This is a genomic window from Corynebacterium confusum (assembly GCF_030408715.1).
GTDB classification, from domain to species: Bacteria; Actinomycetota; Actinomycetes; order Mycobacteriales; family Mycobacteriaceae; genus Corynebacterium; species Corynebacterium confusum.
In genome coordinates this window covers 205,362-229,901 of sequence record NZ_CP047202.1, presented here as the reverse complement: position 1 = coordinate 229,901, position 24,540 = coordinate 205,362, and the positions used below count along the sequence as shown (strand labels likewise).

Annotated in this window: 27 protein-coding genes and 1 tRNA gene; 9 read left to right on the top strand and 19 right to left on the bottom strand. The window is 67.9% G+C overall.

Annotated elements, in window-relative coordinates; genetic code table 11:
* The first annotated feature begins 172 nt into the window (after positions 1-172).
* The gene (locus CCONF_RS01150; RefSeq protein WP_290224367.1) at positions 173-802 is read left to right on the top strand and encodes a DedA family protein; all 630 of its coding nucleotides are present in this window, start codon (positions 173-175) and stop codon (positions 800-802) included.
* A gap of 92 nt (positions 803-894) precedes the next feature.
* Here CCONF_RS01150 and CCONF_RS01145 read toward each other — a convergent pair whose 3' ends face one another.
* Positions 895-1,101 (bottom strand): cold-shock protein, encoded by a 207-nt coding sequence (locus CCONF_RS01145; RefSeq protein WP_290224365.1) that lies wholly within the window; start codon positions 1,099-1,101, stop codon positions 895-897.
* 257 nt (positions 1,102-1,358) lie between these two features.
* Between CCONF_RS01145 and CCONF_RS01140 the strand changes: the two genes are divergently transcribed.
* A complete protein-coding gene (locus CCONF_RS01140) occupies positions 1,359-3,689 on the top strand; it encodes a DEAD/DEAH box helicase (protein ID WP_290224362.1) in 2,331 nt (776 codons plus the stop codon).
* A gap of 37 nt (positions 3,690-3,726) precedes the next feature.
* Here the strand turns inward: CCONF_RS01140 and CCONF_RS01135 are convergent, their stop codons facing one another.
* The 7 genes from CCONF_RS01135 to ssd form a co-directional block, all read right to left on the bottom strand.
* Positions 3,727-4,080, bottom strand: a complete 354-nt coding sequence (locus CCONF_RS01135; RefSeq protein ID WP_290224361.1) for an Rv3654c family TadE-like protein — start codon at positions 4,078-4,080, stop codon at positions 3,727-3,729.
* Positions 4,073-4,375: a hypothetical protein gene (locus tag CCONF_RS01130; protein ID WP_290224358.1), complete on the bottom strand. Its 303-nt coding sequence runs from the start codon at positions 4,373-4,375 to the stop codon at positions 4,073-4,075. The genes CCONF_RS01135 and CCONF_RS01130 overlap by 8 nt, the downstream gene beginning before the upstream one ends.
* 3 nt (positions 4,376-4,378) lie before the next feature.
* Entirely contained in the window at positions 4,379-4,576 is a 198-nt protein-coding gene (locus tag CCONF_RS01125) for a DUF4244 domain-containing protein (RefSeq protein ID WP_290224356.1), read from the bottom strand.
* 111 nt (positions 4,577-4,687) lie between these two features.
* Positions 4,688-5,269 carry a type II secretion system F family protein gene (locus tag CCONF_RS01120; RefSeq protein ID WP_290224355.1) on the bottom strand — a complete coding sequence of 194 codons (582 nt, stop codon included), beginning with the start codon at positions 5,267-5,269 and terminating at the stop codon, positions 4,688-4,690.
* Positions 5,269-6,066: a type II secretion system F family protein gene (locus CCONF_RS01115; RefSeq protein WP_290224352.1), complete on the bottom strand. Its 798-nt coding sequence runs from the start codon at positions 6,064-6,066 to the stop codon at positions 5,269-5,271. The genes CCONF_RS01120 and CCONF_RS01115 overlap by 1 nt, the downstream gene beginning before the upstream one ends.
* Complete coding sequence (locus tag CCONF_RS01110; protein WP_290224350.1) at positions 6,063-7,244, bottom strand: TadA family conjugal transfer-associated ATPase; 1,182 nt, start codon at positions 7,242-7,244, stop codon at positions 6,063-6,065. Before CCONF_RS01110 ends, CCONF_RS01115 begins: the two co-directional genes overlap by 4 nt.
* Positions 7,237-8,301 (bottom strand): septum site-determining protein Ssd, encoded by a 1,065-nt coding sequence (ssd, locus tag CCONF_RS01105; protein WP_290224348.1) that lies wholly within the window; start codon positions 8,299-8,301, stop codon positions 7,237-7,239. Before ssd ends, CCONF_RS01110 begins: the two co-directional genes overlap by 8 nt.
* A 318-nt stretch (positions 8,302-8,619) precedes the next feature.
* On the opposite strand from ssd, the gene CCONF_RS01100 reads away from it, so the two are divergent.
* Positions 8,620-9,450: an HAD family hydrolase gene (locus tag CCONF_RS01100; RefSeq protein ID WP_290224345.1), complete on the top strand. Its 831-nt coding sequence runs from the start codon at positions 8,620-8,622 to the stop codon at positions 9,448-9,450.
* Positions 9,451-9,463: 13 nt separating this feature from the next.
* On the opposite strand, the gene CCONF_RS01095 is transcribed toward CCONF_RS01100, so the two are convergent.
* Positions 9,464-10,192, bottom strand: coding sequence for a Fic family protein (locus CCONF_RS01095; protein ID WP_290224343.1), 729 nt, complete (start codon positions 10,190-10,192; stop codon positions 9,464-9,466).
* Positions 10,193-10,346: 154 nt separating this feature from the next.
* Here CCONF_RS01095 and CCONF_RS01090 point away from each other — a divergent pair, with 154 nt between their 5' ends.
* Both CCONF_RS01090 and CCONF_RS01085 read left to right on the top strand, forming a co-directional pair.
* The gene (locus CCONF_RS01090) at positions 10,347-10,853 is read left to right on the top strand and encodes a phage holin family protein (RefSeq protein ID WP_070768264.1); all 507 of its coding nucleotides are present in this window, start codon (positions 10,347-10,349) and stop codon (positions 10,851-10,853) included.
* A gap of 104 nt (positions 10,854-10,957) precedes the next feature.
* Complete coding sequence (locus tag CCONF_RS01085; protein WP_290224340.1) at positions 10,958-11,869, top strand: alpha/beta fold hydrolase; 912 nt, start codon at positions 10,958-10,960, stop codon at positions 11,867-11,869.
* 25 nt (positions 11,870-11,894) lie between these two features.
* Here the strand turns inward: CCONF_RS01085 and CCONF_RS01080 are convergent, their stop codons facing one another.
* The 4 genes from CCONF_RS01080 to nth all read right to left on the bottom strand — a co-directional run bounded on the left by CCONF_RS01080 (position 11,895) and on the right by nth (position 15,331).
* Positions 11,895-13,103, bottom strand: coding sequence for a MarP family serine protease (locus CCONF_RS01080; protein ID WP_290224339.1), 1,209 nt, complete (start codon positions 13,101-13,103; stop codon positions 11,895-11,897).
* Positions 13,104-13,189: 86 nt separating this feature from the next.
* Positions 13,190-13,954, bottom strand: a complete 765-nt coding sequence (locus CCONF_RS01075) for an NUDIX hydrolase (RefSeq protein WP_290224337.1) — start codon at positions 13,952-13,954, stop codon at positions 13,190-13,192.
* 51 nt (positions 13,955-14,005) lie between these two features.
* The gene (locus CCONF_RS01070) at positions 14,006-14,623 is read right to left on the bottom strand and encodes a TlpA family protein disulfide reductase (RefSeq protein ID WP_290224335.1); all 618 of its coding nucleotides are present in this window, start codon (positions 14,621-14,623) and stop codon (positions 14,006-14,008) included.
* A gap of 12 nt (positions 14,624-14,635) precedes the next feature.
* Positions 14,636-15,331 carry an endonuclease III gene (gene nth, locus CCONF_RS01065; RefSeq protein ID WP_290224333.1) on the bottom strand — a complete coding sequence of 232 codons (696 nt, stop codon included), beginning with the start codon at positions 15,329-15,331 and terminating at the stop codon, positions 14,636-14,638.
* A 458-nt stretch (positions 15,332-15,789) separates the two neighbouring features.
* On the opposite strand from nth, the gene glxR reads away from it, so the two are divergent.
* Positions 15,790-16,473 carry a CRP-like cAMP-activated global transcriptional regulator GlxR gene (glxR, locus tag CCONF_RS01060; RefSeq protein ID WP_070768258.1) on the top strand — a complete coding sequence of 228 codons (684 nt, stop codon included), beginning with the start codon at positions 15,790-15,792 and terminating at the stop codon, positions 16,471-16,473.
* A 161-nt stretch (positions 16,474-16,634) separates the two neighbouring features.
* On the opposite strand, the gene CCONF_RS01055 is transcribed toward glxR, so the two are convergent.
* The 4 genes from CCONF_RS01055 to CCONF_RS01040 form a co-directional block, all read right to left on the bottom strand.
* Positions 16,635-17,456, bottom strand: a complete 822-nt coding sequence (locus CCONF_RS01055; RefSeq protein ID WP_290224330.1) for an MBL fold metallo-hydrolase — start codon at positions 17,454-17,456, stop codon at positions 16,635-16,637.
* A gap of 21 nt (positions 17,457-17,477) precedes the next feature.
* Entirely contained in the window at positions 17,478-17,933 is a 456-nt protein-coding gene (locus tag CCONF_RS01050; RefSeq protein ID WP_290224329.1) for a RidA family protein, read from the bottom strand.
* A 3-nt stretch (positions 17,934-17,936) separates the two neighbouring features.
* The gene (sp36, locus tag CCONF_RS01045; protein WP_168166954.1) at positions 17,937-18,092 is read right to left on the bottom strand and encodes a Sp36 family protein; all 156 of its coding nucleotides are present in this window, start codon (positions 18,090-18,092) and stop codon (positions 17,937-17,939) included.
* Between the two features lie 109 nt (positions 18,093-18,201).
* Positions 18,202-18,537, bottom strand: a complete 336-nt coding sequence (locus tag CCONF_RS01040) for a WhiB family transcriptional regulator (protein ID WP_290224322.1) — start codon at positions 18,535-18,537, stop codon at positions 18,202-18,204.
* Positions 18,538-18,793: 256 nt separating this feature from the next.
* Here CCONF_RS01040 and CCONF_RS01035 point away from each other — a divergent pair, with 256 nt between their 5' ends.
* A complete protein-coding gene (locus tag CCONF_RS01035; RefSeq protein ID WP_290224320.1) occupies positions 18,794-21,244 on the top strand; it encodes a transglycosylase domain-containing protein in 2,451 nt (816 codons plus the stop codon).
* A 23-nt stretch (positions 21,245-21,267) separates the two neighbouring features.
* Here CCONF_RS01035 and CCONF_RS01030 read toward each other — a convergent pair whose 3' ends face one another.
* A complete protein-coding gene (locus CCONF_RS01030; RefSeq protein ID WP_290224318.1) occupies positions 21,268-21,735 on the bottom strand; it encodes a GatB/YqeY domain-containing protein in 468 nt (155 codons plus the stop codon).
* Between the two features lie 33 nt (positions 21,736-21,768).
* On the opposite strand from CCONF_RS01030, the gene CCONF_RS01025 reads away from it, so the two are divergent.
* A complete protein-coding gene (locus CCONF_RS01025) occupies positions 21,769-22,674 on the top strand; it encodes a metallophosphoesterase (RefSeq protein ID WP_435384082.1) in 906 nt (301 codons plus the stop codon).
* A gap of 117 nt (positions 22,675-22,791) precedes the next feature.
* Positions 22,792-22,868: transfer RNA gene (locus CCONF_RS01020), tRNA-Pro, on the top strand.
* Positions 22,869-22,930: 62 nt separating this feature from the next.
* Here the strand turns inward: CCONF_RS01020 and CCONF_RS01015 are convergent.
* A complete protein-coding gene (locus CCONF_RS01015) occupies positions 22,931-24,295 on the bottom strand; it encodes a citrate:proton symporter (protein ID WP_290224314.1) in 1,365 nt (454 codons plus the stop codon).
* Positions 24,296-24,540 lie beyond the last annotated feature (245 nt).

Below are 24,540 nucleotides of genomic sequence, written 5' to 3'. Positions count from 1 at the left end.
CCCGAAACCAACATTTACCGCCCCAACGGGGGCATAACCCATGGGGTATAGCGTTGGTCGGTGGTGGGTGTATCCTGCACTATTGAACTTGTTAACCGCGGACCGTGCCGGGCGCTGACCTTTGTCGCGCCACTGCGCGCGGCCCGACAGCGAAAAGGAGGTGGCCTGCCTCATGGTGGACTCAATCCTGCAGGTCATCGAGTCGATTATGACCACCGACTGGGTGTACCCGGTCATCGGCTGCCTCATCTTCCTCGACTGCTTCTTCCCCGTCCTGCCGTCTGAAATCCCCCTGAACCTGGTCGGGGCCTGGGCCGGCAGCCAAGGGGTCCCGTCCGTGACCGTGATGTTTTTCACGGCTCTGTTCGCCGCCATCCTGGGCGACAACCTGTGTTTCCTGCTGGGCACCCGCTTCATGCCCTACCTGCAGCGCCTGCGCCGCGGTTCCAAGGCCTACGACGGCCTGCTGTGGGTCAAGCGCCACATGCGGCGCAGCGGCGGGGCCGCCATCATCATCGCCCGCTTCATCCCCTCAGCGCGCCTGTTCATGACCATCCTGCTGGGATCGGTGCGCTACCCGTGGCCGCTGTTTTTCTTCTTCGACAGCATCGGCGTGGCCATCTGGGCCTTCCAGGCCCTAGCCATCGGCTACCTGGGCGGCATGGCCTTTTCGGATTCTCCCCTGGCGGCCATGCTGGTCAGTATCGTGGCCGCGGTGGTCATCGGTTTCGCCATCCAGTGGCTGCAAAACCGGATCCTGGACTGGAAGGACACCCGCAACGGCTACGCGGAGACCCCCTAAGCTCCCCTGCTGTCCTACCCGGCGCATAAAAAAGCTTTCGCCCCGCACCTTGAATACCAGGTAGCGAGGGCGAAAGCGTGCGACTTAGTGCCTTAGGAGATGGCGGTAACGCCCTGGGCCTGCGGGCCCTTGGCGCCTTCGCCGACCTCGAAGGAGACCTTCTGGTTCTCCTCCAGGGTGCGGAAGCCGCCGCCTTGGATCTCGGAGTAGTGCACGAAGACGTCTGCGGATCCATCCTCCGGAGCGATGAAGCCGTAGCCCTTTTCAGCGTTAAACCACTTGACGGTTCCCTGTGCCATTATGTACCTCTTTCGGCGTGTGTAGGGATGTGTTGAACTTTTTTAAAAAGTGGTCGAGGCGTCGAACCTCTCGGCTGGTTAAGCCAGAAAGTGCCCGCGTTTTCCAAAATCTTTCACGAGCACCTAAATCTAAACACTGCGCTAAGAAATCTTCGACCACTGGTAAGTGTGACACGTTTTGCCGCCGCGCGATAGTCTTGGGAGGCTTTATTGACTAAAAGTCTTGGTATTTTTCCACCCAGAAAGGGGTATACGCGATGGTAGCTGAGTCCCCGAACCCACTGGGCGCGGAGCTCGCGGACATCCTCACCCGCCGCTTCCCGGAGTCCGAGTGCACCCACCTGACCACGCTGCCGCCCCACCCAGCCGAGTACGCGGACTGGCCCGGCTGGGTGGACCCGAAGCTGAAGGAAGTGCTTGTCGATGCCGGCATCGGCAAGCTCTACAGCCACCAGGCCGCCACGGCTCAGGCGGCGTGGGCGGGCCACGACGTGGTGGTGGCCACCGGCACCTCCTCCGGCAAGTCGCTGGGCTACCAGCTGCCCATCCTGACCAGGCTGGCGGCCAACCCGACGGCCTGCGCGCTGTACCTGACCCCCACCAAGGCGCTGGGATCGGATCAGCTGCTGGCCGCCGGGCGCCTGGCCGGCTGGGCCAACCCCGCCCCCTACGACGGCGACACCCCGGCTGAGGCCCGCGCCGGCATCCGGAACAATTCCCGGTTCGTCTTCTCGACCCCGGACATGGTGCACGTCTCGCTTTTGGCCGCCCACCAGCGCTGGGCGCGGTTCTTGCGGCACCTCGAGTTCATCGTCATCGACGAGTGCCACTCCTACCGCGGGGTCTTCGGGGCCAATGTCGCCCTGGTGCTGCGCCGCCTGCTGCGCCTGTGCCGCCACTACGGGGCGAACCCCACCATCATCGCGGCCTCGGCCACCATGCGGGATCCGGCCCGCCACCTGGAGCGGCTCACCGGCCGGCCGGCGCAGGCCGTGACCGCCGACGGAGCGCCGACCGGGACGCGCACCATCATGCTGTGGGAGCCCGGCTTCCTCGACGAGAACACACGCCGCGCCGCCACCTCCGAGGCCGCCGATATCATGGCGGCCCTGGTGGCCGAGGGCGCGCGCACCCTGACCTTCGTGCGCTCCCGGCGCGCCGCGGAGCTGGTCTCCATGCTCTGCCAGGAGGAGCTGTCCGGTCGCCTGGGTCGGGCCGACTTCGCCCGGCGCATCGCCTCCTACCGGGCCGGCTACCTGGCCGAGGACCGCCGCGCCCTGGAGGCCGGCCTCGACGACGGGAGCCTGCTGGGGGTGGCCACGACCTCGGCGCTGGAGCTGGGCATCGACGTCGGCACCCTGGACGCGGTGGTCACCGCCGGTTTTCCCGGCACCGTGGCCAGCTTCTGGCAGCAGGCCGGGCGGGCCGGGCGCCGCGGCCAGGGTTCCCTGGTGGTCTTGGTCGCCCGCGACGAGCCGATGGACACCTACCTGGTCCACCACCCGGCCGCCCTGCTGGAGCGCGACGTCGAGGCCAGCGTGTTCAACCCGCGCAACCCCTACCTGCTCTACGGCCATCTCTACTGCGCGGCCGTGGAGCTGCCGCTGAGCGATGCCGAGGCCGCGTTTGCCCCCGCCGTCGTCGAGGCGCTGGCCCGCGACGGGCTCATCAAGAAGCGGACCCGCGGCTGGTTCCCCACCCCGCAGCTTGAGGGCCAGTTACGCCCCGAGACCGCCCACGGGCAGGTCGCCCTGCGCGGCGGGGCGGGCAAGGAGGTCATGATCGTCGACAGCTCAGACGGGCGCCTGCTGGGCACCGTCGATGCCGCCCGGGCCGCCGCCCAGGTCCACCCCGGCGCGGTCTACCTGCACCAGGGCGAGACCTTCGTCATCGAGAACCTCGACCTGGACGACTACGTGGCCCTGGCGCGCCCCGACGTACCGGACTATTCGACGCAGGCCCACTCCACCACCGACATCCGGATCCTGTCCGCGGCCGGGGAGGACGAGCTCATCAACTACTCGCCCGGCCTGTGGGTGGCCAACGTGGAAGTCGAGGTCACCAACCAGGTCACCGGGTACGTGGTCCGCCTGCCGGACGGCACCGTGGGCGAGGAGGTGCCGCTGGAGATGCCGGAGCAGAGCCTGCGCACCCGCGCCGTGGCTTATACCATCGACCCGCTGGTCTTGGACAAGATCGGGGTCACGGCGGCCGATACCCCGGGCACCCTGCACGCCGCCGAGCACGCCGCTATCGGGCTGCTGCCGCTGCTAGCCACCTGCGATCGTTGGGACATCGGCGGGGTCTCGACGGCGCGCCACCTGGATACCCAGCTGCCCACCGTCTTCGTCTACGACGGCCACCCCGGCGGGGCCGGCTTCGCCGACGAGGGTTTCCGCCGCTTCCCGGAGTGGATTGAGGCCACCTTCGCCGCCGTGCGCTCCTGCGGCTGCGAGTCGGGCTGCCCGTCGTGCGTGCAGTCGCCCAAGTGCGGCAACGGCAACAACCCCCTCGACAAGGCCGGAGCCCTGAAACTGCTGGGAGCCCTGGTCACGATGACGCAGGGCTCCACGGCTGGGTCGGATTGATATTTAGTCGGAGTGTTACTGGATTAGTGCGGGCGCGCTAGGCGGGCCCGGCCTTGGCCTGGGCGCCGCGCCAGCGCACCGACGCGCCGACCACGACGTCGCGGCCGGTAACGGTGCACCGGTCCAGGCGGGCGGCGTTGTGTTCGGCCGTGCGCCGGGCCGCCGGGCAGGCATCACCGCCGGTGGCCAGGGTGTAGGCCCCGGCGACCGCGGCGAGATCCGCCGCCACCTGGGCCTCGTGGCGGGCGATGACGTGCGCGGCGATCCCCGCCACGGCCAGCAGGACGCTGGCCAAGGCCACGATGATTCCGGCCGCGGTCACGGTGGCGTAGCCGTCCTCCTGCCGGGCGAGCGCGCCCGCCCGCCGGAGTGCTGGCGCCGGGCTATCCACCGGAGACCTCCGCCGGGAAGACCGCGGTGTGGCTCATCGTGCCCAGCACCGCCGGCACGCGAGCCTCGGCCGTGACCAGCCCGCCCGACTCGTCGACCGCGACCTCGATGTCACCCCGGGGCGGGACGTAGTCCACCCCGATGGCGTGGGCGCGGGCGGCCGCGCCGGCGGTATCGACGGCGGTCAAGTGCGCGGCCAGCGTCGCGATGCCGCCCAGGATGGCAGCGGCCACGATGACCAGGCTGGATAAGGCCAGCGCGGCCTCGATGCTGACGGAACCGGAATCATCGCGCATGGCTTAGCCCGGGGTGTTCGAGAGGGCGTCGGTGATGATGCCCTCGATAGCGTCGGAGACCCCACCGCTGTTGATGACCATGTAGAGCACCGCCGCCAGGGCCGCGGCCCCCAAACTCCCCATGGCGTATTCGATGGTCGACATCCCGTCCTCGTTGCCTAGGACCGAGGCCTTCTTGCGCAGGTAGGTAGCAATTTTCATGGAATTTCCCTTTCGTGTTCTTGCTGTCGTGTTCTTGTCTGAATTGATGGGTACGGATGGATATGGATGGGTGCATAGTCGTGCGAACAGGAACAGGTCGAAGCCGCCCGGTTAAAGCAGCTGCGCGCCGAGGCTTATCACCACCGGCACCAAGCCCAGCACCACGAAGGCGGGCAGGAAGCACACGGCCAGCGGCAGAGCGACGAAGACGCCGGCCCGCTCCGCCGCCGCGGTCGCCTGGGCCTGCGCATCAACCCGCAGCGTGTGGCTGATGCGCTCGCAGCCCTGCGCGATCGCCGCGCCGGACTGCCCGGACATGACCACGAGGTGGGCGAGCTCATCGATACCCAGCCGCCCCCAGGCCCGCGGCCCTCGGGCCCCCACCGCGAGCAGCGCGGCCACCGCTCCCCAGCGCTCGGATAGTTGGCCTACCCGGGCCAGGGCGCTGGCCGCCTGCTGGGTGGACAGCCCAGCCCGCAGGCAAGCGGCGAAGAGCTCGACGTCGCTGGCGACATCCAGCGGGTCGGGCCGTTGCGGCGTGGTGAGGCGCTCCGAAATCCCCCACAGGAGCGCCGACGGGCCATCGCGCGGGGTCTTCGGCAGCACCCGGACGCCAGCCGCCGTGGGCAGGCACGCCACCGCCGCGGCCAGCAACAGCAAGGACAGCCCTCCAGAAAACGCCAGTGACGACATCAGCCCGCCGCCTTCCCGATGATGTAGCGCGACCACGCGAACCCGGCGCAGGCCAGCAGCACCCCGAGGAGCAAGAGGGCGCCGCCCAGCCCGCCGCCAAAGAGGAAGCCGACCGGGTCGGCGCCCATCACCACGCCCATGGCGATACCCGCCACCGGCAGGCAGGTCAGGACGTAGGCGGTGGCCTGCGGGCCCTGGAGGCTCGCCTGGGTGGCCTGGGCGTGCCGGCGGGCGGCGTCGAAGCGCGCCTGCGCGCTTTCCATCAGGCGGGCCAGGGGGATGCCGTAGTCGTCGCTGAGCGCGCACAGCTGGGCCAGGCCGCGCAGCTGCGGGCTGGCTTGCAGCACCTGCGGGAGGCTGCCGCCGCGGGCGGCGACCACCCCGGCGCTGACTAGCACGTCGCGTAGCCCCGGCGGGCCGCCCGCCGGCAGGGCCTCCGCCCCGCGAGCCCACGCCGTCGGGAGGGTGGCCCCGGCCCGCAGGTCGCCGGTCACGGTGCCCAGGAAGGAGGCCAGCACCTCCCGCTCGGTGCGCCGGATCCGGTTTCGCCGCACGTCGCGGATCACCCACCACGCCGTCGCGGTCACCAAGACCCCGGCGACCACCACCGTGGCCCGGCCCACCCACAGGCTGACCAGCGTCACCGCGAATACCCTGGCCAGCACGGCCGGCGCAACGCGCAGCGAGCCCCGCCTGCCCGGCGCGCCGCCGCGGGCCCCTCCCAAGCGGGCCGCCGCAGAGGGCAGCGTGGCCCACACACCAGCAGCCGCGGCCAAGCACCACAGAGCACTAGTCATGCCAGCCTCCCGGAAAGCTCGGCGGCGAATTCGGCGAAGCCCTCGCGCGGGCCGGCCTCCGCGCTCCACACCACCCGTGCTTGCACCGGGTTGCCTTCCAGGAGCCCGATCTGGGCCAGCCGGCGGCGCCCGTCCCGGCCGCGCTCGGTGGTGAAAACCACGTGCACCGCCGCCGCCAGTTGGGAGTGCAGCGCCGCCCGGTCCAGCCCGCCGAGGGCGGCGAGGGCTTCCATGCGGGCGGGCACCTCGGCCAGGGAGTTGGCGTGCAGGGTCCCCGCCCCACCGTCGTGCCCGGTGTTCAGCGCCGCCAGCAGGTCCACGACCTCCGCGCCGCGGATCTCGCCGACGATGATCCGATCCGGACGCATCCGCAGCGCCTGCCGCAGCAGGGTGGCCATGGTGATTTCGCCCTGCCCTTCCGCGTTGGAGCGGCGCGCGACCAGGCTGACTACGTGCGGGTGGTTAGGCTTGAGCTCGGCCGTGTCTTCGATGACCAACAGGCGCTGGGCGGCATCGGCCTCGCCCAGCAGCGCCGAAAGCAGCGTCGTCTTGCCGGATCCCGTGCCCCCGACCACCAGGAAGGAGACCTGGGCGGCGACAAGGTCCCGGATGACCGGGGCAACCGCCGGGTCGATGGTGCCGTTGTCGATGAGCTCCGCGAAGCTGGTTTGCGCCTGCCGCAGCACGCGCAGGCTCAGGCAGGTCCCGCCCTCGGCCGGCGGGGACAGGACCGCGTGCAGGCGCAGGATGGTGCCGTCGCTGCGCTCGAGCCGTCCGTCGGCGAAGGGCTGGGAGTCGTCCAGGCGCGCCCCGCAGCCCACGGCCAGGCGGGTGGCCAGGCGGCGGACCTCGGCATCATCAGCGAAGCGGACCGGGACCTCCGCGAGCCCGGCCCCGGTGTCGGCGAAGACGGAGTGTGGGCCGTTGACCACCACGTCCGTGATGCCGGGGTAGTACATCACCCGCTCCAGCGGGCCAAGTCCGGTGGTGTCGTCGCGCAGCTGGCGCAGCACGCGCAGGACCTCCACGTCAGTGATGACGCCGGCCTCCTGGCGGACCCGGCGCGCCAGATCGGCAGGCCGGTGGAGCAGCTCCGGCTCGGCCGCCACGCACTGCTGGAGGCTGTCGATGAGCTGCGCCGGCGACGGCGTCGGCGCAGGCCGCGAGACTTTAGACATCCCGGCCCACCGCCTGCAGGATCTGGCGGCAGGTGGCGTCGATGGCGCGGGGCAGGCGCTGCGGCAGCCCGCCCATCTCCACGGCCGCGGCCAGCTTCTTGCTGGTCGGCACCTGCGCGACGGCGTCGGCGTGGCAGATCTTTTCGACCTCCCCCAGGCTGAGCCCCGACCAGCCGCGGTCCCGGACCACCAGGTGGCAGCGGCGGTTGTCCGCCGCCAGCCGGGCCACCAGCTGGGCGGCCACCGCGGTCGAGCGCACCTCCGCGGCCGTAGGCACCACCACGTGCTGGGCCTGCCGCGGCAGCAGGTGCCAGTCGCAGTCGAAGATGCTTATCCCCGCCTGTCCGCGCACGCTTTCCGCAGCGGCCTCGACGGCAGCCAGCTCGAGGCGGAACGGGTCGGCCACCGCGCTGCGCGCCGCGGAAAGCACCGCTACCCCGTCCGCGGTGGTCGGCAGTGCGGCCCGCAGCTCGTGCCCGGCGATGGCCCCTTGCCCCAGGCGCAGCTCCGGCCAGCGCGCCCCGGGCTGCTGCTCGAGCCCCAGGAGAAGATCCAGCCCGCCGGAGAACTCCCCGGCATCGACCAGCGTGACCACCCCGTCTGCCCGGTGCTGGCTGGCCGTACGCGCCAGCGCGGCCGCGAGCAGCGATGCCCCGACCCCGCCGCCGGCGCCCACCACGGCCACCAGGCAGTGCTCGGCGGTGGCCTCCTCGGGCCCGCGCATGACCTCGCCCAGGGTCTCCAGCAGCTGGCGGGACTCCGCCGGCAGGATAAACGCCGCCTCCGCGTGGCAGTTAAGCGCCGCCTCGTAGTTGAGCGGGCCGGGCTCGTTGCCCACGAAGTAGGCCGGGGCGCGGCCGCGCAGGCTGGCCACGTGAGCGGCGGTGGTCTCGTCGACCACCACGGCCCTAGCCTGGGCCGCCAGCCGGGAGATCTCGCGCGGGTCGACGGCGTGCCGGACCTCCGCGCTGGCAGCCGCCGCGGCGTGCTGGGCCTCGGGGATAAGCAGCGGGTCCGTGACCGCGATGAGGATGAAATCAGTAATCGGTGCGTTCATGCCCCTCACTCTGGCCGGTGTTCCCCACCCAATCCAGGGCGGGCCAAACCACCTGTGGATAACCCCGCAGCACGCGGCCGCGAATGAGTGGCCCGCGACACATGTCACCATCCTGGTGTGAATAACCCGGCGTTCGCCCTTGCGCGCCCTCCTGCGGAGTGTAACCATCGAGGCCAAACCTACGATGGAGTAGGTAGTTTTCCCGCTCCCCTAGGAAAGCGCCGGAAACTGCGGTAGATTAAACACAACCGTAACAATTGCAACACAGGAAACGACAGACACTTCAGTAACAGGATTTAGCGTCAGGATTTCACCCATATGACTCGCCAGCCCGAACGCCTCCCCGCCGACACCGCCCGCGTGGCGGCCTTCTTCGATCTCGATAAGACGATCATCGCGACCTCCTCGGCGTTCGCCTTCGGCAAGGAGTTCATGCACAACGGGCTGATTACCCCCACCGAGGCCCTGCAGCTGTCCCTGGCCAAGACCAGCTTCATGATGGCCGGCCAGTCCAGCCAGCAGATGGACGCCACCCGCGACCAGCTCGCCAAGATGGTCACCGGCTGGTCCGTGGACGAGGTCGAGGCCATCGCCCAGCAGACCATGCACACCGTGCTCACCCCGGCCATCTACTCGGAGGCCCGCGAGCTGATCACCTACCACCAGGCCGCCGGGCACGAGGTCATCATCATCTCCGCCTCCGCGCGCCCGCTGGTTCAGCTCATCGCGGACGAGCTCGGCGTGGACCAGGTCGTGGCCACCGAGCTCGCCGCCGAGGACGGCAAGTTCACCGGCGAGGTCCTCTACTACTGCAAGGGCCCGGCCAAGGCGGAATCCCTCGACCGCCTCGCCGAGTCCGGCCGCTACGACCTGTCCCGCAGCTTCGCCTATTCCGACTCCGCCACCGACATCCCCATGCTGGAGAAGGTGGGCAACCCCGTGGCCGTCAACCCGGACCGGGCCATGAAGAAGCACGCCCTGGAGCACGGCTGGGACATCCGCACCTTCAAGGACCCCGAGCCCCTGTTCACTCTGCCCGGGGCCAAGGAGGTCGGCATCGGCGCCGGCGTGGCCGCCGGCATCGCCGCCCTCATCGCCGGCGGCATCTGGCTGGCCGGGCGCCCCGGCCCCGCCAAGTGGCCGGCCTAGTGTCGATGTCCGCTTAAGCGGCGCGGGCGATGCCCTCTGCCTCCTTGCCGCCGGCCTCCCAGGCCGCCAGGTGGAGGCGCAGCAGCGGGAAGGGATCCCCGGCGCGGTAGGCCTGCAGCGTTTCCGCGTACTGCTGGCGGTGCCGCGAGAAATACGTTTCCGGCACCGCGAAACCGCGCGGATCCAGGCCCGTGGCGACGGCGGCGGCGCGCCCGGCCATCCGCCCCACCAGCCCGCTGCGCTCGCCGAAGCAGCCGTGGGCGGCGACCTCGGCGTGCAGCACCGCCGGCAGGAGCAAGCGCAGGCCCGGCCCCGGCGCGCTGCCAGCACCCGCCACGACCCAGCCGGCCAGCACCGTCAGGCGCTCCGCCGCGGCCCGGGGCTTTCCCGTCCCGCCGCCGGCCACGTCCCAGCGGGCCAGTACCTGCAGCGGGGCGCGGGTAAAGGTACGCAGGGTGGCGGAAAACTGCTCGGGCGCCAGCGTGGAATAGGCGCTGATGTGGCGGGCCAGCAGGCTATCCTCGGTATTAAATTCTTCCTCCACGTCGCGGGCGACGCGCCCGCTGACCAGCCCCGCGCTGGCCCGCGCGCCGCGCAGCAGGGACTCCGAAGATACGACCTCGGGTTTGCGCAAAGCCGCAGGTCGCCGGTGTGCCGCCGCGATGGCAGTCTCGGCCCGCCCGGACAGGCGGGAGACTTCTTCGTCCCTTAGCAGCGGGGATAGCGGGTCATTTTCGGCCATATGAACTAGGATAGGCGTTAGCAAACGTGGCGACGGGCTGCGGCCGGTCGTTTTTTAGACTGTGACCCGCGCGTCAGGAAGCTGTGCGCTCGGACGACGTTTCCACGTAGTATTTAAGTTACGAAATATTTTCCACCCAAGGAAGGTTTAACCTGTGAGCAACGACGGACTTTTCACCGACGGCAGTAATCAGTTTGCCCCGAAGGTCAACGCGATCCCCCTCAGCGACGCTGACACCTCCCGCTCCGGTGAGGCTTCCATCGGCACCTTGGTCTCCAACGCCACTGAGCAGGTCTCCAGCTTGGTCCGCTCGGAGGTCGAGCTGGCCAAGACCGAGCTGGCCGCTTCCGCCAAGAAGGGCGGCATCGGCGCCGGCTTCTTCGGTGTGGCCGGCACCGTCGCTTTGTATAGCTCCTTCTTCTTTTTCTTCTTCCTCGCGGAGCTGCTCGCCAAGTGGCTGGACCGCTGGGCCGCCTTCCTTATCGTCTTCCTCATCATGCTGGTCATTGCCGGCGTCTGCGCCTTGGTGGGTATCCAGAACGTGAAGAAGGTCAAGAAGCCGGAAAAGACCATCAACTCCTTTAGCGACATGAAGGACCTGGTCCCGGGCAAGGCCCAGAAGAAGGTCGAGGGCAACAAGGGCCTGTTCACCAACTCCTAGGCCAGCCCTTAAAGCCCCCTCCCTACCCCTAACTCCGCCCCACGCACCGCGTTCGGCGGAGTTTTGTCAGTTTCTACCGACCCCAACCTGGAGGAGTATCGCCCGTGTCGGCACGCAACCTTTCACCCTCCGTCGTGGAGCTGGACGGCCCGTTTACGCACCAGCTGGTGCACACTCGCGGCATCCGGCTGCACGCCGCGGTGGCCGGGGATCCCCAAAATCCCCTCGTCGTGGCCGTCCACGGCTCCTACGGCGGCTGGTTCGACTACCACGACGTCATCGCCCCGCTGGCCGAGCGCGGCTTCCACGTCGCGGCTATCGATGCCCGCGGCTTCGGCATGTCCGACAAGCCCCCGGCCGATATCGGCCACGACATCCGCGTGATGACCGGCGACCTCTCCGGGCTCATCCAAGCGCTGGGCCACCGCCGGGCCATCATCATCGGCAACGACACGGGCGCCTCGGTGGCCTGGTCCCTGGCGGTGGAACACCCCGAGCGCGTCGCCGGCATCGTGAGCATCTCCGGCGCATACCCGGTGGACCTGCGGCGCGCCATGGCCGCCCGCCCCTGGGACTTCTTCTGGCTGTGGCTGCGCGCGGGCCTGTGCCGCCTGCCCTACCGGGCCCTGCAGCGCGTGCCCGGGCTCTCCGAGTGGGTCTACCGCAAGGAGCTGCTACTCAACACCACCGGCCGTTTCCGGGGCGAGCGCTTCCAGCGGCTCCTGCAGCTGCGGCTCGAGGCCGCCTCCATCGGCAACGTCGTGCGCGGAATCCTGTGGAACCACCGGCTGCTGACCGCCGCCGTTCCGCGCCGCTGGGTCGAGGAGACCATCTCCGCGCCCGTGCTTTTCGTCCACTCCGGGCAACGCCTGTGGAATCCCATCATCCGGCGCGCGCGAGCCCGCACCACCGGCGCCTTTGCCGATCACAGCCTGCGGCACGCCAAGAACCTGCCGCACGTGGAAGAGCCCGCCGACTTCGTCGCGACCGTCGCGGACTGGGCGCGAAAGCTCTAGCAACTGCTCCTGCTTACCTTCCGGCCTACTCGGAGACGACGTCGCGGACCACGCACTCGCCGGTGTATACCGGCTCGGTCAGCTGCGTGACGTCCCCGATGTGGGAAATCACCTCGTCGGCGGTCAGCGCGTAGCCGGTGTCCGTGTCATCCACGGCCGCACCGAAGACCATGCCCAAGACCTGGCCTTCCGTGTTAAACAGCGGCCCGCCCGAGTTGCCCTGCTGGATGCTGCCGCGCACGGTGTAGGCGTCGCGCTCGACGCGGCCCATGTTGTAGATGTCCGGGCCGGCAATCGTGATGCGATCGCGCACGCGGGCCGGGGTCGCACTGAACGGGCCCGACTGCGGGAAGCCCATGACGATGGCGTCGTCGCCGGTCACTCCCGGCTCCGGCGCCCAGTCCAGCGGCGGCAGCTGCAGGTTCTCGCTGTGCAGCACGGCGATGTCCACCTCGGGGTTGTAGTAGACTACCTCGGCCTGCTGAATGCCGGTGACCGTGTCCAGGTTGACCAGGTTGGTCCCGGCCACGACGTGGGCGTTGGTGACCACGTAGTCATCCTGGATGACAAAGCCGGAGCCCATCAGGCGGCGGCTGCAGGAGTCCGCGTCGCCCAGCACGTGGATGACCGACGGGCGCAGGTGCTTGACCAGCGCCTTGTCCTCGACCTCGATGCGCGGCGCGGCGACCTCCACGTTGCGGTCGCCGTCGATGGGCGCCACCAGCGGCGGCAGGCCAGTCTGGTTCAGCAGCGAGGTCACCCCGCCCGGCAGGGCCTTCAGCTGCTCCGGCGCGACCGAGTGGATGCCGCCCAGGATCTTAGATTCCCGCAGGCCCTTGCCCACCGCGCCGGTCAGCCCGCTGGCCAGCGGGATGGAGACCAGCCAGATGACCAGCAGGGCGGCCACGGCCTGGAATACCGAGCCGGCCAGGGAGTCGATGCGCTGGGCCGATCGCAGCCGGAGCCTGTCCCTCAGCCGGGCGCCGAGCGAAGACCCGGCCAGGTGGCCGATGCCGACCAGCAGGATCATCACGCCGACGGCCAGCAGGAGGCGCAGGGCCACCGAGTCCGTCAGGCGCATCGCCAGCGGGGCCAGGCCCATGCCGATGACCAGGCCGGCGACGATGCCGATGAAGGACAGCACGGAAGACATCACGCCCTGGCGCCACCCGGTGAACACCGCGGCTAGCACGGCGATCACGATGAGGGCGTCGACCACTAAAAATGCGCTCACTGAAAAAGGGTTCTTCCTGTAAAAATCTGTTTTGGCTAGGCCAGCATACTACCGCGCGGCGACGCAGCTGCTAAACAGCTACACAACTATTCGGCCGCCGGTTGGTGCTGGTGCGGTTCGTTCATCTTCTCACGATTGCGCGACGCGGCGAGAGTGGCGCGGAGCGGTCGCACCGAATTGTTATCCCAGGGCTGCTCCCAGCCAGCGTGCCGCAAGGTGGTGGCCAGCACCCCGGCGGTAAATCCCCAGATGACGTAGCCCTGGATCCGGAAGGCGGGCCCGCTCCAGGCGCCCCACCCCACCTGGATCCGGTTGGCGGGATCGATGAGGTCGGTCAGCGGGACGGTGAAGACGTCGTCCGTCTCCGCGGGGCTGGCCACCCCGACCGGGGAGAGGCTGTGCCAGTAGGCCAGCACCGGGGTCACGGGGTTGCCGGTCGCCCGGATCCGCAGCCGCTCCCACTGGTCGATGGGGGTCACACTGCGGCGATCCAGCCCGGTTTCCTCCCAGGCCTCGCGCAGGGCGGCGTCGACCAGGTTGGAGTCTTCCGGATCCACCCGGCCGCCGGGGAAGGCGATCTGGCCGGAGTGCGAGCGCATGGTCGGCGCGCGGTGGGTGAGCAACACCCGGGCGTTGTCCAGGCAGTCCCCGGCCAGCAACACCAGCACCGTCGCCTCCCGGCGCAGCTTCTTCACCGGCGGGAAGTTGCGGTCGAGGCGCTGCCCCATGGTCGCCTCGATCTGGTGCGAATCCACCCCGAGGGCCGGGCGCAGCCACCGCGGCGCGGCCGCCGGGCGCACCGTCACGTTCTCCCCGGGCCGGTCCCCATGGTGCGGCAAGTGCAACCCCATCAGCGTCTCACCGCCCCGGCCCTTAGCCGTCCCGCTACCAGAGCGCTAGCTTTAGCCATCCAGCGCCCCCGCGACCGCGGACTCAATCTCCGCGGTGGACTCGAAGGCCTGGACGAAGCGGCCCACCTCGCGGCCGTCTTTCAGCACCAGGGTGATGGGGATGACCCGCGGCAGGCCGAGCTCGCCGGCAAAGGCATTATCCGAGTCCTGGAAGCTGGGCAAGCCCACGCCCAACTCCTCGAGCAGCGCGGCGCCGTTGGCCGCGTTGGTATCGGCGTGCACGCCGAGCACCTCCCACTCCGGGTGGGTGGTGGCGACCTCCTCCAGCAGGGGCAGCTCCTCCCGGCAGGGCTGGCACCACCAGGCCCACACGTTGACGATGGTAACCCCACTATCGGCCGAGGCTTCTGCCGCGGATTCCTGCCCGCCCAGGCAATCCAGGTCGACGCCGGCGACGGGACCCGCCGGGCAGTCCGGGCGCGCCGGCACGTCGGCGGCATCGTCCTGCTCGGCCGGCGATGTCGCAGGGGCCGACGATGCCCCGGCCGCGTCCGGGCCGGAAGCCTCCTCATCGCCGTCCCCGGAAGACAGGAGTGCCAGGGCGGCGGCGACCACGGCGACCGTCAGCACGACGGCCGCCCCGATGGACCAGAAAACCTGCTTTTTCATGTCCCTACCATTCTACTGGGCCGGCGCACTTTTCCCGTATTCCGCAGCCGCCGGGCACAGGTGGGCCAGCACGCAGTCGCTGCAGCGCGGGCTGCGGGCCCGGCAGACCGCCCGCCCATGGAAGATGAGGCGGTGGGAGAACATGGTCCACTCTTGCTCCGGCAGCTGGCCGGCGATGTCCTTTTCAATAGCCACCGGGGTCGTTTTCTCCGTCAGGCCGAGCCGGGTGACTAGGCGCTGGAAGTGCGTGTCCACGGTCAGCCCCGGTAGGCCGAAGGCGTTGCCGCGCACCACCAGGGCGGTCTTGCGGCCCACCCCGGGCAGGCTGGTCAGCTCCTTTATCCCGCGGGGGACGTCGCCGCCGAAGTGCGCCACAAGCCCCTCGCCTATCCCCAGCAGGTGCTTGGTCTTGGCCCGCTGGAAGCCGAGCGGGCGCAGAATTTCTTCGAGCTGCGCCGGATCGGCCTGGGCGTAGGCGGCGGCGTTTGGGTATTTTGCGAAGAGTGCAGGGGTTACCTGGTTGACCCGCGCGTCGGTGCACTGCGCGGAGAGCACCGTGGCCACCAGGAGCTCCAGCGGGTTGCGAAAGTCCAGTTCACAGCGAGCGCCCGGGTATTCCTCGCTGAGAATTTTGTTGATCGTCTCGGCCCGCCGCGGGTCGGATTTGCGAAGATTTTTCGCAGAATTCGAGGGTTTATGGTCACGCATGAATAAAAGCTTAGTAAGATGGGGGCCATGATCGTCTTAGTCATCGTCGCGCCCGTCGCGCTTGCCGTGTTCGCCATGTTCATGGAGAAGCTTGAATCAAGCGTCCTCGACTAGGCTGCATTAGCTAGCAGGACTAGCACGCTCGCGTCCTCGGGCTAACTGGAGATACCACAACCGGATCGCCTTGTAGAAGGCACGGTTGTCACGACTGAGTTGGCGGCTCCTCTGGGAGCTGGAGGTTGCAGCGGTGGCTTTTATCTTTCATACGCACGGATTGCGCGACTACGCGTGCCCTGTGTGCAGGCTCTGTTTCTGTTAGGAATTGCGCTTTTAACCCCATCAGTGACCAATTCCACGGTAAGATATGAGCCGTTACATAAAATTTTCCGGTGCCTGCGGTGAAACTCACTGCAGATTTACACCTTCGACCCCATCAGCCGATTGACCAAGGAGCATTAGTGGAAAGCGTTCAGGATATTCTCTCCCGCGCGGGTATCTTCCAGGGTGTCGATCCCGTCGCGGTTAACAACCTGATTGAGCAGATGGAGACGGTCCGTTTCCCGCGGGGTACCACCATTTTCGACGAGGGCGAACCGGGCGACCGCCTCTACATCATCACCTCGGGCAAGATTAAGCTCGCCCGCCACGCCCCGGACGGCCGCGAGAACCTGCTGACCGTGATGGGCCCGTCCGACATGTTCGGCGAGCTGTCCATTTTCGATCCGGGCCCGCGCACCTCCGCCGCGGTCTGCGTGACCGAGGTTCAGGCCGCCACCATGAACTCGGAGATGCTCAAGCAGTGGGTCAGCGACCACCCGTCCATCGCCCAGCAGCTGCTGCGCGTGCTGGCCCGCCGCCTGCGCCGCACCAACGCCAACCTGGCGGACCTCATCTTCACCGACGTGCCGGGCCGTGTGGCCAAGACGCTGCTGCAGCTGGCCAACCGCTTCGGCGTGCAGGAGGGCGGCGCCCTGCGCGTCAACCACGACCTGACCCAGGAGGAGATCGCCCAACTGGTCGGCGCCTCCCGCGAGACCGTCAATAAGGCCTTGGCCACCTTCGCCCACCGCGGCTGGATCCGCCTGGAGGGCAAGTCCGTCATCATTGTGGACACCGAGCACCTGGCTCGCCGCGCCCGCTAAGACCGGCCTTTACCGACCTCGCACCCCGCGCCCGCGGGGGCGGGGTCATTTTTGTGCCCGGCACCAGCGGGCGCGGACGGCAGATAAAAACCTCCCCGCCCCGTCACTGGCTCGCGCGAGCCAGTGACGGGGCGGGGAGGAAAGTGTCTTGGGAAGACCTCTTAGCTGTCGTTGTGCGCGTCGAGGTACTTCAGCGCCGTGCGGGTCGATTGCTCGGCCGCGTGGCGCAGGACCGGATCTACGTCGTCATACATGTTGTCGATGAGGGTCTGCAGCTCGATATCCTCGCCGTGCTCCTGGCGCAGCGTGCGGATCTGATCCAGGCGGTAGTGGCGGCGGTCGATGTACTTGCGCGCCATCGCAGAGGTGTCCTCTAGGTCCGGGCCGTGGCCCGGCAGCAGGGGTACGTCCTTGCCGCGCTCTTCCAGCATGGCCAGCGACTCCAGGTAGCCCCCCAAGTCGCCGTCGGTCTCCGAGAGCAGCGTGGTGTGGCGGCCGACGATGGTGTCGCCGCTGATGATGCCCTCCAGGTGGGAGTGGTGCGGCTCGCCGCTCCAGACGAAGAAGGACGTGGAATCCGCTGTATGGCCTGGGGTGTGCGCCACCTCGAGCTGCGGGGTGACCCCGTCCAGAGAGATGCTCTCCCCGTCTTGCAGTGCTTCGGTACCGCTTGAGCAGTAGTTCGGGTCGAAAGCGCGGATGGGAGCCCCGGTCAGCTGGCGCAGCCGGTTGGCTCCGTCGGCGTGGTCATTGTGCCGGTGGGTCAGTACGATGAGGCCGATTTCCCCAGCGTTGTTGCGGATGACATTGAGGTTGCCCTCGTCCTCCGGCCCCGGATCCACGACGATCGACTTGGCGTCTTCCGCCGCGCGGATGATCCAGGTGTTGGTCCCCTCGAGGGCCGTGTAGCTGGGGTTGTCGCACAGGACAACGCCCGCTGAACGAGTCACCGGGCGAAGTTGGCTATATGCAGGATGCTCCATAAATCCTACCCTATCCGATCTTTAAGAGATCTCCACGATGAGCTCGATTTCCACCGGGGAGTTCTTCGGCAGAACTGCCACGCCAACGGCGGAGCGAGCGTGCTGGCCAGCATCCCCGAAGACCTCACCGATGAGATTCGAGGCACCGTTGATGACTTCGGGCTGGTCCAGGAACTCCGGGTCGGAGGAGACGAAGCCCACGACCTTGAGGACGCGGGAGACGTTGTCTAGGCCCACCTCGGCATCGACAGCCGCGAGCGCGTTGAGGATGCTGCGGCGGGCCAGGTCCTGTGCCTGCTCGAGGCTAACCTCGGCGCCGACCTTGCCGGTGGCCGGCAGCTGGCCGTCAACCAGGGGCAGCTGGCCCGAGGTCCAGACCTGGTTGCCTACCTTGAGGGCCGGCACGTACGAGGCCAGCGGCTTGGCCACCTGCGGCAGCTCGTAGCCCAGCTCTTCCAGTCGCTTCTTAAAACTCATGTGTTATTCCACCTCACGCTTGAAATATGCAACGACGTTCTCCGGGTTCATACCGGGAGTAATAGTCACCAATTCCCAGCCGTCTTCACCCCAGGTGTCCAAGATCTGCTTGGTGGCGTGGGTGAGTACGGGCGCGGTCGCGTATTCCCATTTAGTCATGGTGTCCATTTTAGACGAAGAAACGCCCCGAAGACATCGGTCTTGCGGGACGTTTTCTCACAGTTTCTCACTTTTTCTTAACGGAGCTGGCTCGCGCGCCGCCGCATCCTTAGATGCCGTGCAGTTGCCCACCGCCGGCCAGGTAGTTGGCCCAGTTCTTCACGTCCGGGTTCTTGCGCAGCACGGCGCGGCGCTGGCGCTCGGTCAGCCCGCCCCAGACGCCGAATTCGACGCGGTTGTCTAGGGCGTCGGCCCGGCATTCCATCATGACTGGGCAGTGGCGGCAGATGACGGCCGCCTTGCGCTGCTCGGCCCCGCGCACGAAAAGTGCATCCGGGTCGCCGTTGCGGCACTTGGCCTGGGTAATCCACTCACCCCGCTCGAAACCGGAGGCCGTGCCGGTAGCTTTCGTGCGTTGGCCAGAACCCTGCAGGCTTAAAGTCATGGAAGGGATGCACTCCTTTCGGTGAGCCATCTACTGCCACGCCCTAACGCACCGTCCGCGCGGCGTGACCAGCAGTCATCGTGATGCTTAGGGTCAGTGTATTAACAGCACTGATTAGCTGTCTAACAGGTCACACTTTAGGGGGTGTTCGCATAGATCACAGCGCGCTGTGAGTTCGCCCATTTCCCACAGCTAACCCCGCGCCATCAGGAGTTGCGTATTTCCCCACAGGCCAAAGCCACGTAGGGTATAACGCGTGAATGCATCTAGACCTCTGGCAAAGATCGCCCTAGCCACCCTCCTGGTTGGGGTGCTCATCGCCGTCGCCTTCGCCCCCATTGCAGGCATCTCGTCCGTCGCCATCGCCCGCACGGGCGCCACGATGGAGTCCGACATCGACGAGCTCAACGCCGGCGCCGCCCCCGGGGTGACCACCATCAAGGACGCCCAGGGCGAGGACCTGGCCTATCTTTTCGATCAGCGCCGCCACCCGGTCGAGCCGGATCAGATCTCGCAGTCGATGAAGGACGCCATCGTAGCGATCGAGGATCACCGCTTCTACGAGCACGAAGGCGTGGACTTCCAGGGCAACTTCCGCGCGCTGGCCAGCAACCTCGCCGCCGGCGGGGTCTCCCAGGGCGCGTCCACCCTGAACCAGCAGTACGTGAAGAACTACCTCCTGCTGGTCGCGGCCCAGACCGACGAGGAGCGCGCCGCGGCCACGGAGCAGTCCATCCCCCGCAAGCTGCGGGAGATCCGCTTGGCTGCGGAGATGGATAAGGAGCTGAGCAAAGACCAGATCCTGACCAACTACCTGAACCTGGTGCCCTTCGGCAACCACTCCTACGGCATTGAGGCCGCCGCGCAGACCTACTTCGGCGTCCCCGCCGCCGACCTGAGCGTGCCGCAGTCCGCCCTGCTGGCCGGGATGGTCCAGTCCTCGGAGTACCTCAACCCGTACACCAACCCGGAAGGCGCCACAGACCGGCGCAACCAGGTACTGCAGTCCATGGCCGATAACGGCTACCTCAGCCAGGCAGACGCGGACCGCTTTGCCGGCGAGGGGCTGGGCGTGCTCGAGAGCCCCAACCTGGTGGCCAACGGCTGCATCGGCGCCGGTGACCGCGGCTTCTTCTGCGACTACGTGCTGCAGTACCTGGAGGAAAAGGGTCTGTCGACCGAGGAGCTCAAGCACGGCGGCTACACGGTCAACACCACCCTGGACCCGCAGGTCCAGGACGCGGCGAAGGAAAGCGTGGACGCGCAGACCGACCCGACCACGCCGGGCGTGGCCGAGGTCATGAACGTCGTCGAACCGGGGCAGGACTCCCGCAAGGTGCTGGGCATGGTCTCCTCCCGCACCTACGGCCTCGACCTGGACAACGCGGAGACCATCCTGCCCCAGCCGTACTCCATGGTGGGCAACGGCGCCGGCTCGGTCTTCAAGGTCTTTACCGCCGCCGCGGCGCTCAAAGGCGGCTACGGCACCCAGTCCCTGCTCGATGTACCCACCCGCTACGAGGCCAAGGACCTGGGCCACGGCGGTGCGGACGGCTGCCCGGCTAACAAGTACTGCGTGGAAAACGCCGGCACCTACAAGCCGACGCTGACCTTCCAGGACGCGCTGGCCGAGTCCCCCAACACGACCTTCATCAAGCTCTCCGAGCAGGTCGGGATCGAGGCCATCGTGGACATGGCCGTGGAACTGGGCATGCGTTCCTACGAGGACGAGGGCACCTACGGCGACGCCGTCCTAGCAGACTTCGCCAAGGAGGCCCCCATGGGTTCGTTCACGCTGGGCCCGACCGCGGTCAACCCGCTGGAGCTGGCCAACGTTGGGGCGACCATCGCCTCCGGTGGCAAGTGGTGCGAGCCGAACCCCATCACCAGCGTCACGGACAAGGAGGGCAACCAGGTCTACCTGGAGGAAACTCCCTGTGAAAGCGCCCTGGACAAGGGCGTGGCGGACGCCTTGGCGGACGCCATGACCGCCGATATGGACCACGGCACCGCGGAGGAGGCCGCCAAGTCCATGGGCTTTTCCGGGCAGGCCGCCGCCAAGACCGGTACGACCGAGTCGCACCAGTCCGCCGCCTTCTTGGGATTCAACTCCGGCGTGGCCGCCGCGCCGTATATCTTCAACGACGGCACCTCCACCTCCCCGCTGTGTACCGGCCCGACCCGCCAGTGCGGCGGCGGCAGCATGTACGGCGGCGACGAGCCGGCGCAGACCTTCTTCGGTTTCGCCAGCCGGGTCCCGCAGGCGGCAAACGGAAATGTCGCTCAAGGCGATGAAAAATACCGCGAGGGCACCAACAACGACGCGGTCCTCGACGGCCTGCGGGGCAAGTCCGAGGCCGAGGCCCGCCGCGTACTCGAGGGCAAGGGCCTGAACGTGGAGACCACCCAGGTCATCGGCGGCAACACCCCCTACGGCCGCGTGGTGCGCGTGGTGCCCAGCGCTGCCGGCCTCAAGGAGGGTGCGACGGTCCGCGTCCAGCTATCGGACGGCTCCGGCGGGGGCGGCAGCTCGTCGGGCACCGCCGACTCCAACAGCACGGGCGCTTCCAGCCCCTCCCCGGCTGCTAACGATGCCCCCTCCGGCCGCGGCCAGGGCGGCGGCGGCCGGAGCCGCCCCGAGCCGCTGATTTCCCAGCGCGACATCGATAATTTCACCAACGATCTGCGTGGGCTGTTCGGGCTGTAGGTCATCCCCCCTGCAGCTAGCTACTAGCCCTGCAGCCGCGCCTTGACCGCCTCTGAGAGCCGCTTGCCGTCGACCCGGCCGGCGGCTTTCGGGTTGGCGGCCTTCATGACCGCGCCCATCCGCTTCATGCTGGCGGTCTCGCCGGTGGCCTGCTCCACCTCGGCGACGGACTCGGCGACCAGCTGCTCGACCGCGGCGTCGTCCAGCTGGGCGGGCTGGTAGGCCTCGAAGTAGGGCACGTCGGCCAGCTCGGCCTCGGCCAGCTCCGGGCGGCCGTTTTCCTTATAGACGTTGGCGGACTCGCGGCGCTTCTTGATCTCGCGGGCGATGACCTTGAGGACGTCCTCATCGGTGAGCTCGTGGCGGGAGCCGTTGGTCTCTTCTGCCTGGATGGCGGCCAGCAGGGAGCGGATGGCGCCAGTGCGCTCCTTCTCCTTGGCCTTCATGGACGTTTTCAGATCGGCACGGATGGTTTCTTTTAGGTTGCTCATACCGTAAAAGATACGCCAGGTAGGCTGGACGGCGTGAAAAATTCGACGATTGCACTCAGTAGCATCGGCGCCCTCGCCGCCGCCGGGGCCGCGACCCTGGCCTGGGGCTATACCGAACTAGACAAGTTCGAGCTCAAGGAATACACCCTTCCCCTGCTGCCGGCGGGCACGCTGCGCCGGGACAAAGAATTCCGCCTGCTGCACGTCAGTGACCTGCACATGATCCCCGGGCAGGACAAAAAGATCGCCTGGGTCTCCGCGCTCGATACCCTCCGGCCGGACCTGGTGGTCAACACCGGCGACAACCTCTCCGACGCCGCCGCGGTCCCCGACGTCCTGCGCGCCCTGGGCCCACTACTGCAGCGGCCCGGCCTGTTCGTCTTCGGCACCAACGATTACTGGGCCCCGCGCCCGGTCAACCCGCTGAAGTACCTGTGGGGCGCCAAGCGCGAGCCGTCCTATGTGGACCTGCCGTGGAAGGACATGCGCGCGGCGTTCTTGGAGCACGGCTGGCGCGACGCGAATCAGGCCCGCCTGGAGTTCAAGGTGGGTGACGTGCGCCTGGCCGTGGCCGGCGTGGACGATCCGCACCACGATCTGGACGACTACTCGGAGGTAGCCGGCGCCCCGAACCCGGACTCGGATCTCCGCCTGGCCCTACTCCACTCGCCGGAGCCGCGCGTGCTCGAGCAATTCGCCGCGGACGGCTACCAGCTGTCCCTGTCCGGCCACACCCACGGCGGCCAGATCTGCCTGCCGGGTTCCCGGGCGCTGGTGACCAACTGCGACATCGACCGGGCCCGCGTCCAGGGCCTCCACGACTTCGGGCCGATGAAGATGCACGTGTCCAACGGTCTGGGCACGTCCAAGTACGCGCCGGTGCGCATCTTCTGCCGCCCCTCGGCCACGCTGCTGCGCATCACCGAGCGGGACTCCTAGTCGGCCCCTTAACCAACGCCTCCCCGACGCGCGCCAAATACACACCCGCTGTGCAGGCGTTTTGTTAGTTGGGAAGAAAGTGCGTTACAGTATTCCGGTACCGCAAAGAACGGTAGCCGGGATATGGCGCAGCTTGGTAGCGCGCCTCGTTCGGGACGAGGAGGTCGCAGGTTCAAATCCTGTTATCCCGACCAACACGAACCCCGCTCTCATTTTCAGTGAGAGCGGGGTTTTCTTCTGCCTAGACCTGCTGACCTTAGGCCAGCATCCCGAAGGCGAAGGCCACCAGGACGATGGCAACGGAGAACGCCCACGCCAGCGGGAAGGCGATCTTCAAGTACTTGCCCATGTCGGCGCGGGCCAGGCCCAGCGCCAGCCACAGGGCCGGGGAGAACGGGGAGACGAACGTGCCGATGACGTTGCCGATAATCAGGGCGCTGGCCGCGCCCATGCCGCTAACCCCGAAGTTGGCGACGGTTTCCTGCACGATGGGAAGGATGGAGAAGTAGTAGGCGTCCGTGGAGGTCATCAGGTCCAGCGGCACGCCGAGCAGGCCGATAATCACGTGGAGGTACGGCCCCACGGACGCCGGCAGGATGGCGATGAGCTGCTGGGCGATGGCCTCCAGCATGCCGGCGCCGTTGAGCACGCCCAAGAACATGGCGGCGGCCAGGATGATGCCGGCCATGGACAGCGCGTTCGGGGCGTGGCGGCGCAGGGCATCGGTCTGCTCCGACTGGGAGTCGAAGTTGATGAGCAGGGCGACGGTGGCCGCCAGCAGGAAGGCCGGGGCCGACGGCAGCAGGCCGGACAGCAGGGACACCAGCACGAGGAGGATGACGGCCACGTTCAGGATGGTCACCACCCGGCCGGTGCGGTTGCGGAAGCCCTTGTCCTCCTGCTCCTGCTTCTGCTTGCGGATGAAGTCACCGGCGATGGCGTTGACGTCGACGGCATCCTCCCCCTCCAGCTGGCCGGCGGCGCGCAGTTTAGCGATGCGCCGCTTCTGCCACACGCCCAGCGCGGCGGCGATGGCCAAGACCATCACCACGCACACGCCCTGGATGGGCAGCAGGTGCATCCAGATCTGGTGGGTTTCCTGGTTGACCACCGAGCCCGCGCGCCCCAGCGGCCCGCCCCAGGGGACCATGTTCATCACGGACGCCGCCAGCGCGACGATGGCCACCAGCACGTAGCGGGAGATGTGCAGCGCGGTATACAGCGGCAGCAGCGCCGGGATGGTCAGCAGGAAGGTGGTGGATCCCGAACCGTCCAGGTGCGCCACGATACCGATGGCGGCCGTGCCCACGGTCACCGCGATGACGTTGCCCCGGGTGGCGGTGATAAGCGCCCGAATCACCGGGTTAAATAGCCCGACGTCCTGCAAGATCCCGAAGAAGATGATGGCGAAGATGAACATCGCCACGACGTTCATGACCGAGCCCAGGCCTTCTTCGAAGAAGTCACCGATTTCCCCGAGCCCGAACCCGGCGATCAGCGCGCCGACGACCGGGACGATGGTCATGGGCACCAGCGGCGTCGTCCGCCCCCGGATCAGGATGGTCACGGTAAGAATGATGATGGCCAGGCCCATGAGGGTCAGGCCGAGCGGGGTTTGCATGCCGGCTCCTTATCCAGACGGTTCATCAGGTGCGTCACACCATTTTTATTAGTGTGACCCAGCCTAAACCATGCCGGATCGATTCAGTCGATTTGGCTTCACCAAAGCCCGAGGCCCCGCTCGTGACCTCGGGCTTTTCTGCCGACTATTCGGCGCTTGGCTCAGCCGCGCCGCGCTTGCCGAGCGCCATCCCGCCCCCCCAGCAGGCACACACCCACGGCAACCCAGGCCAGCAGCGTCCACAC

What these genes read in the sequence shown, in the direction of transcription:
- CCONF_RS01140 (WP_290224362.1), top strand. Translation starts at nt 1,359, where the DNA reads ATGGTAGCTGAGTCCCCGAACCCACTGGGCGCGGAGCTCGCGGACATC.
- CCONF_RS01070 (WP_290224335.1), bottom strand. Translation starts at nt 14,623, where the DNA reads ATGAAAAAGCAGGTTTTCTGGTCCATCGGGGCGGCCGTCGTGCTGACG.
- CCONF_RS01050 (WP_290224329.1), bottom strand. Translation starts at nt 17,933, where the DNA reads ATGAGTTTTAAGAAGCGACTGGAAGAGCTGGGCTACGAGCTGCCGCAG.
- CCONF_RS01150 (WP_290224367.1), top strand. Translation starts at nt 173, where the DNA reads ATGGTGGACTCAATCCTGCAGGTCATCGAGTCGATTATGACCACCGAC.
- CCONF_RS01125 (WP_290224356.1), bottom strand. Translation starts at nt 4,576, where the DNA reads ATGAAAATTGCTACCTACCTGCGCAAGAAGGCCTCGGTCCTAGGCAAC.
- CCONF_RS01015 (WP_290224314.1), bottom strand. Translation starts at nt 24,295, where the DNA reads ATGCAAACCCCGCTCGGCCTGACCCTCATGGGCCTGGCCATCATCATT.
- ssd (WP_290224348.1), bottom strand. Translation starts at nt 8,301, where the DNA reads ATGAACGCACCGATTACTGATTTCATCCTCATCGCGGTCACGGACCCG.
- CCONF_RS01120 (WP_290224355.1), bottom strand. Translation starts at nt 5,269, where the DNA reads ATGTCGTCACTGGCGTTTTCTGGAGGGCTGTCCTTGCTGTTGCTGGCC.
- CCONF_RS01110 (WP_290224350.1), bottom strand. Translation starts at nt 7,244, where the DNA reads ATGTCTAAAGTCTCGCGGCCTGCGCCGACGCCGTCGCCGGCGCAGCTC.
- CCONF_RS01030 (WP_290224318.1), bottom strand. Translation starts at nt 21,735, where the DNA reads ATGAGCAACCTAAAAGAAACCATCCGTGCCGATCTGAAAACGTCCATG.
- CCONF_RS01145 (WP_290224365.1), bottom strand. Translation starts at nt 1,101, where the DNA reads ATGGCACAGGGAACCGTCAAGTGGTTTAACGCTGAAAAGGGCTACGGC.
- CCONF_RS01055 (WP_290224330.1), bottom strand. Translation starts at nt 17,456, where the DNA reads ATGGAGCATCCTGCATATAGCCAACTTCGCCCGGTGACTCGTTCAGCG.
- CCONF_RS01040 (WP_290224322.1), bottom strand. Translation starts at nt 18,537, where the DNA reads ATGACTTTAAGCCTGCAGGGTTCTGGCCAACGCACGAAAGCTACCGGC.
- CCONF_RS01130 (WP_290224358.1), bottom strand. Translation starts at nt 4,375, where the DNA reads ATGCGCGATGATTCCGGTTCCGTCAGCATCGAGGCCGCGCTGGCCTTA.
- CCONF_RS01115 (WP_290224352.1), bottom strand. Translation starts at nt 6,066, where the DNA reads ATGACTAGTGCTCTGTGGTGCTTGGCCGCGGCTGCTGGTGTGTGGGCC.
- CCONF_RS01095 (WP_290224343.1), bottom strand. Translation starts at nt 10,192, where the DNA reads ATGGCCGAAAATGACCCGCTATCCCCGCTGCTAAGGGACGAAGAAGTC.
- sp36 (WP_168166954.1), bottom strand. Translation starts at nt 18,092, where the DNA reads ATGACTAAATGGGAATACGCGACCGCGCCCGTACTCACCCACGCCACC.
- CCONF_RS01100 (WP_290224345.1), top strand. Translation starts at nt 8,620, where the DNA reads ATGACTCGCCAGCCCGAACGCCTCCCCGCCGACACCGCCCGCGTGGCG.
- CCONF_RS01075 (WP_290224337.1), bottom strand. Translation starts at nt 13,954, where the DNA reads ATGGGGTTGCACTTGCCGCACCATGGGGACCGGCCCGGGGAGAACGTG.
- nth (WP_290224333.1), bottom strand. Translation starts at nt 15,331, where the DNA reads ATGCGTGACCATAAACCCTCGAATTCTGCGAAAAATCTTCGCAAATCC.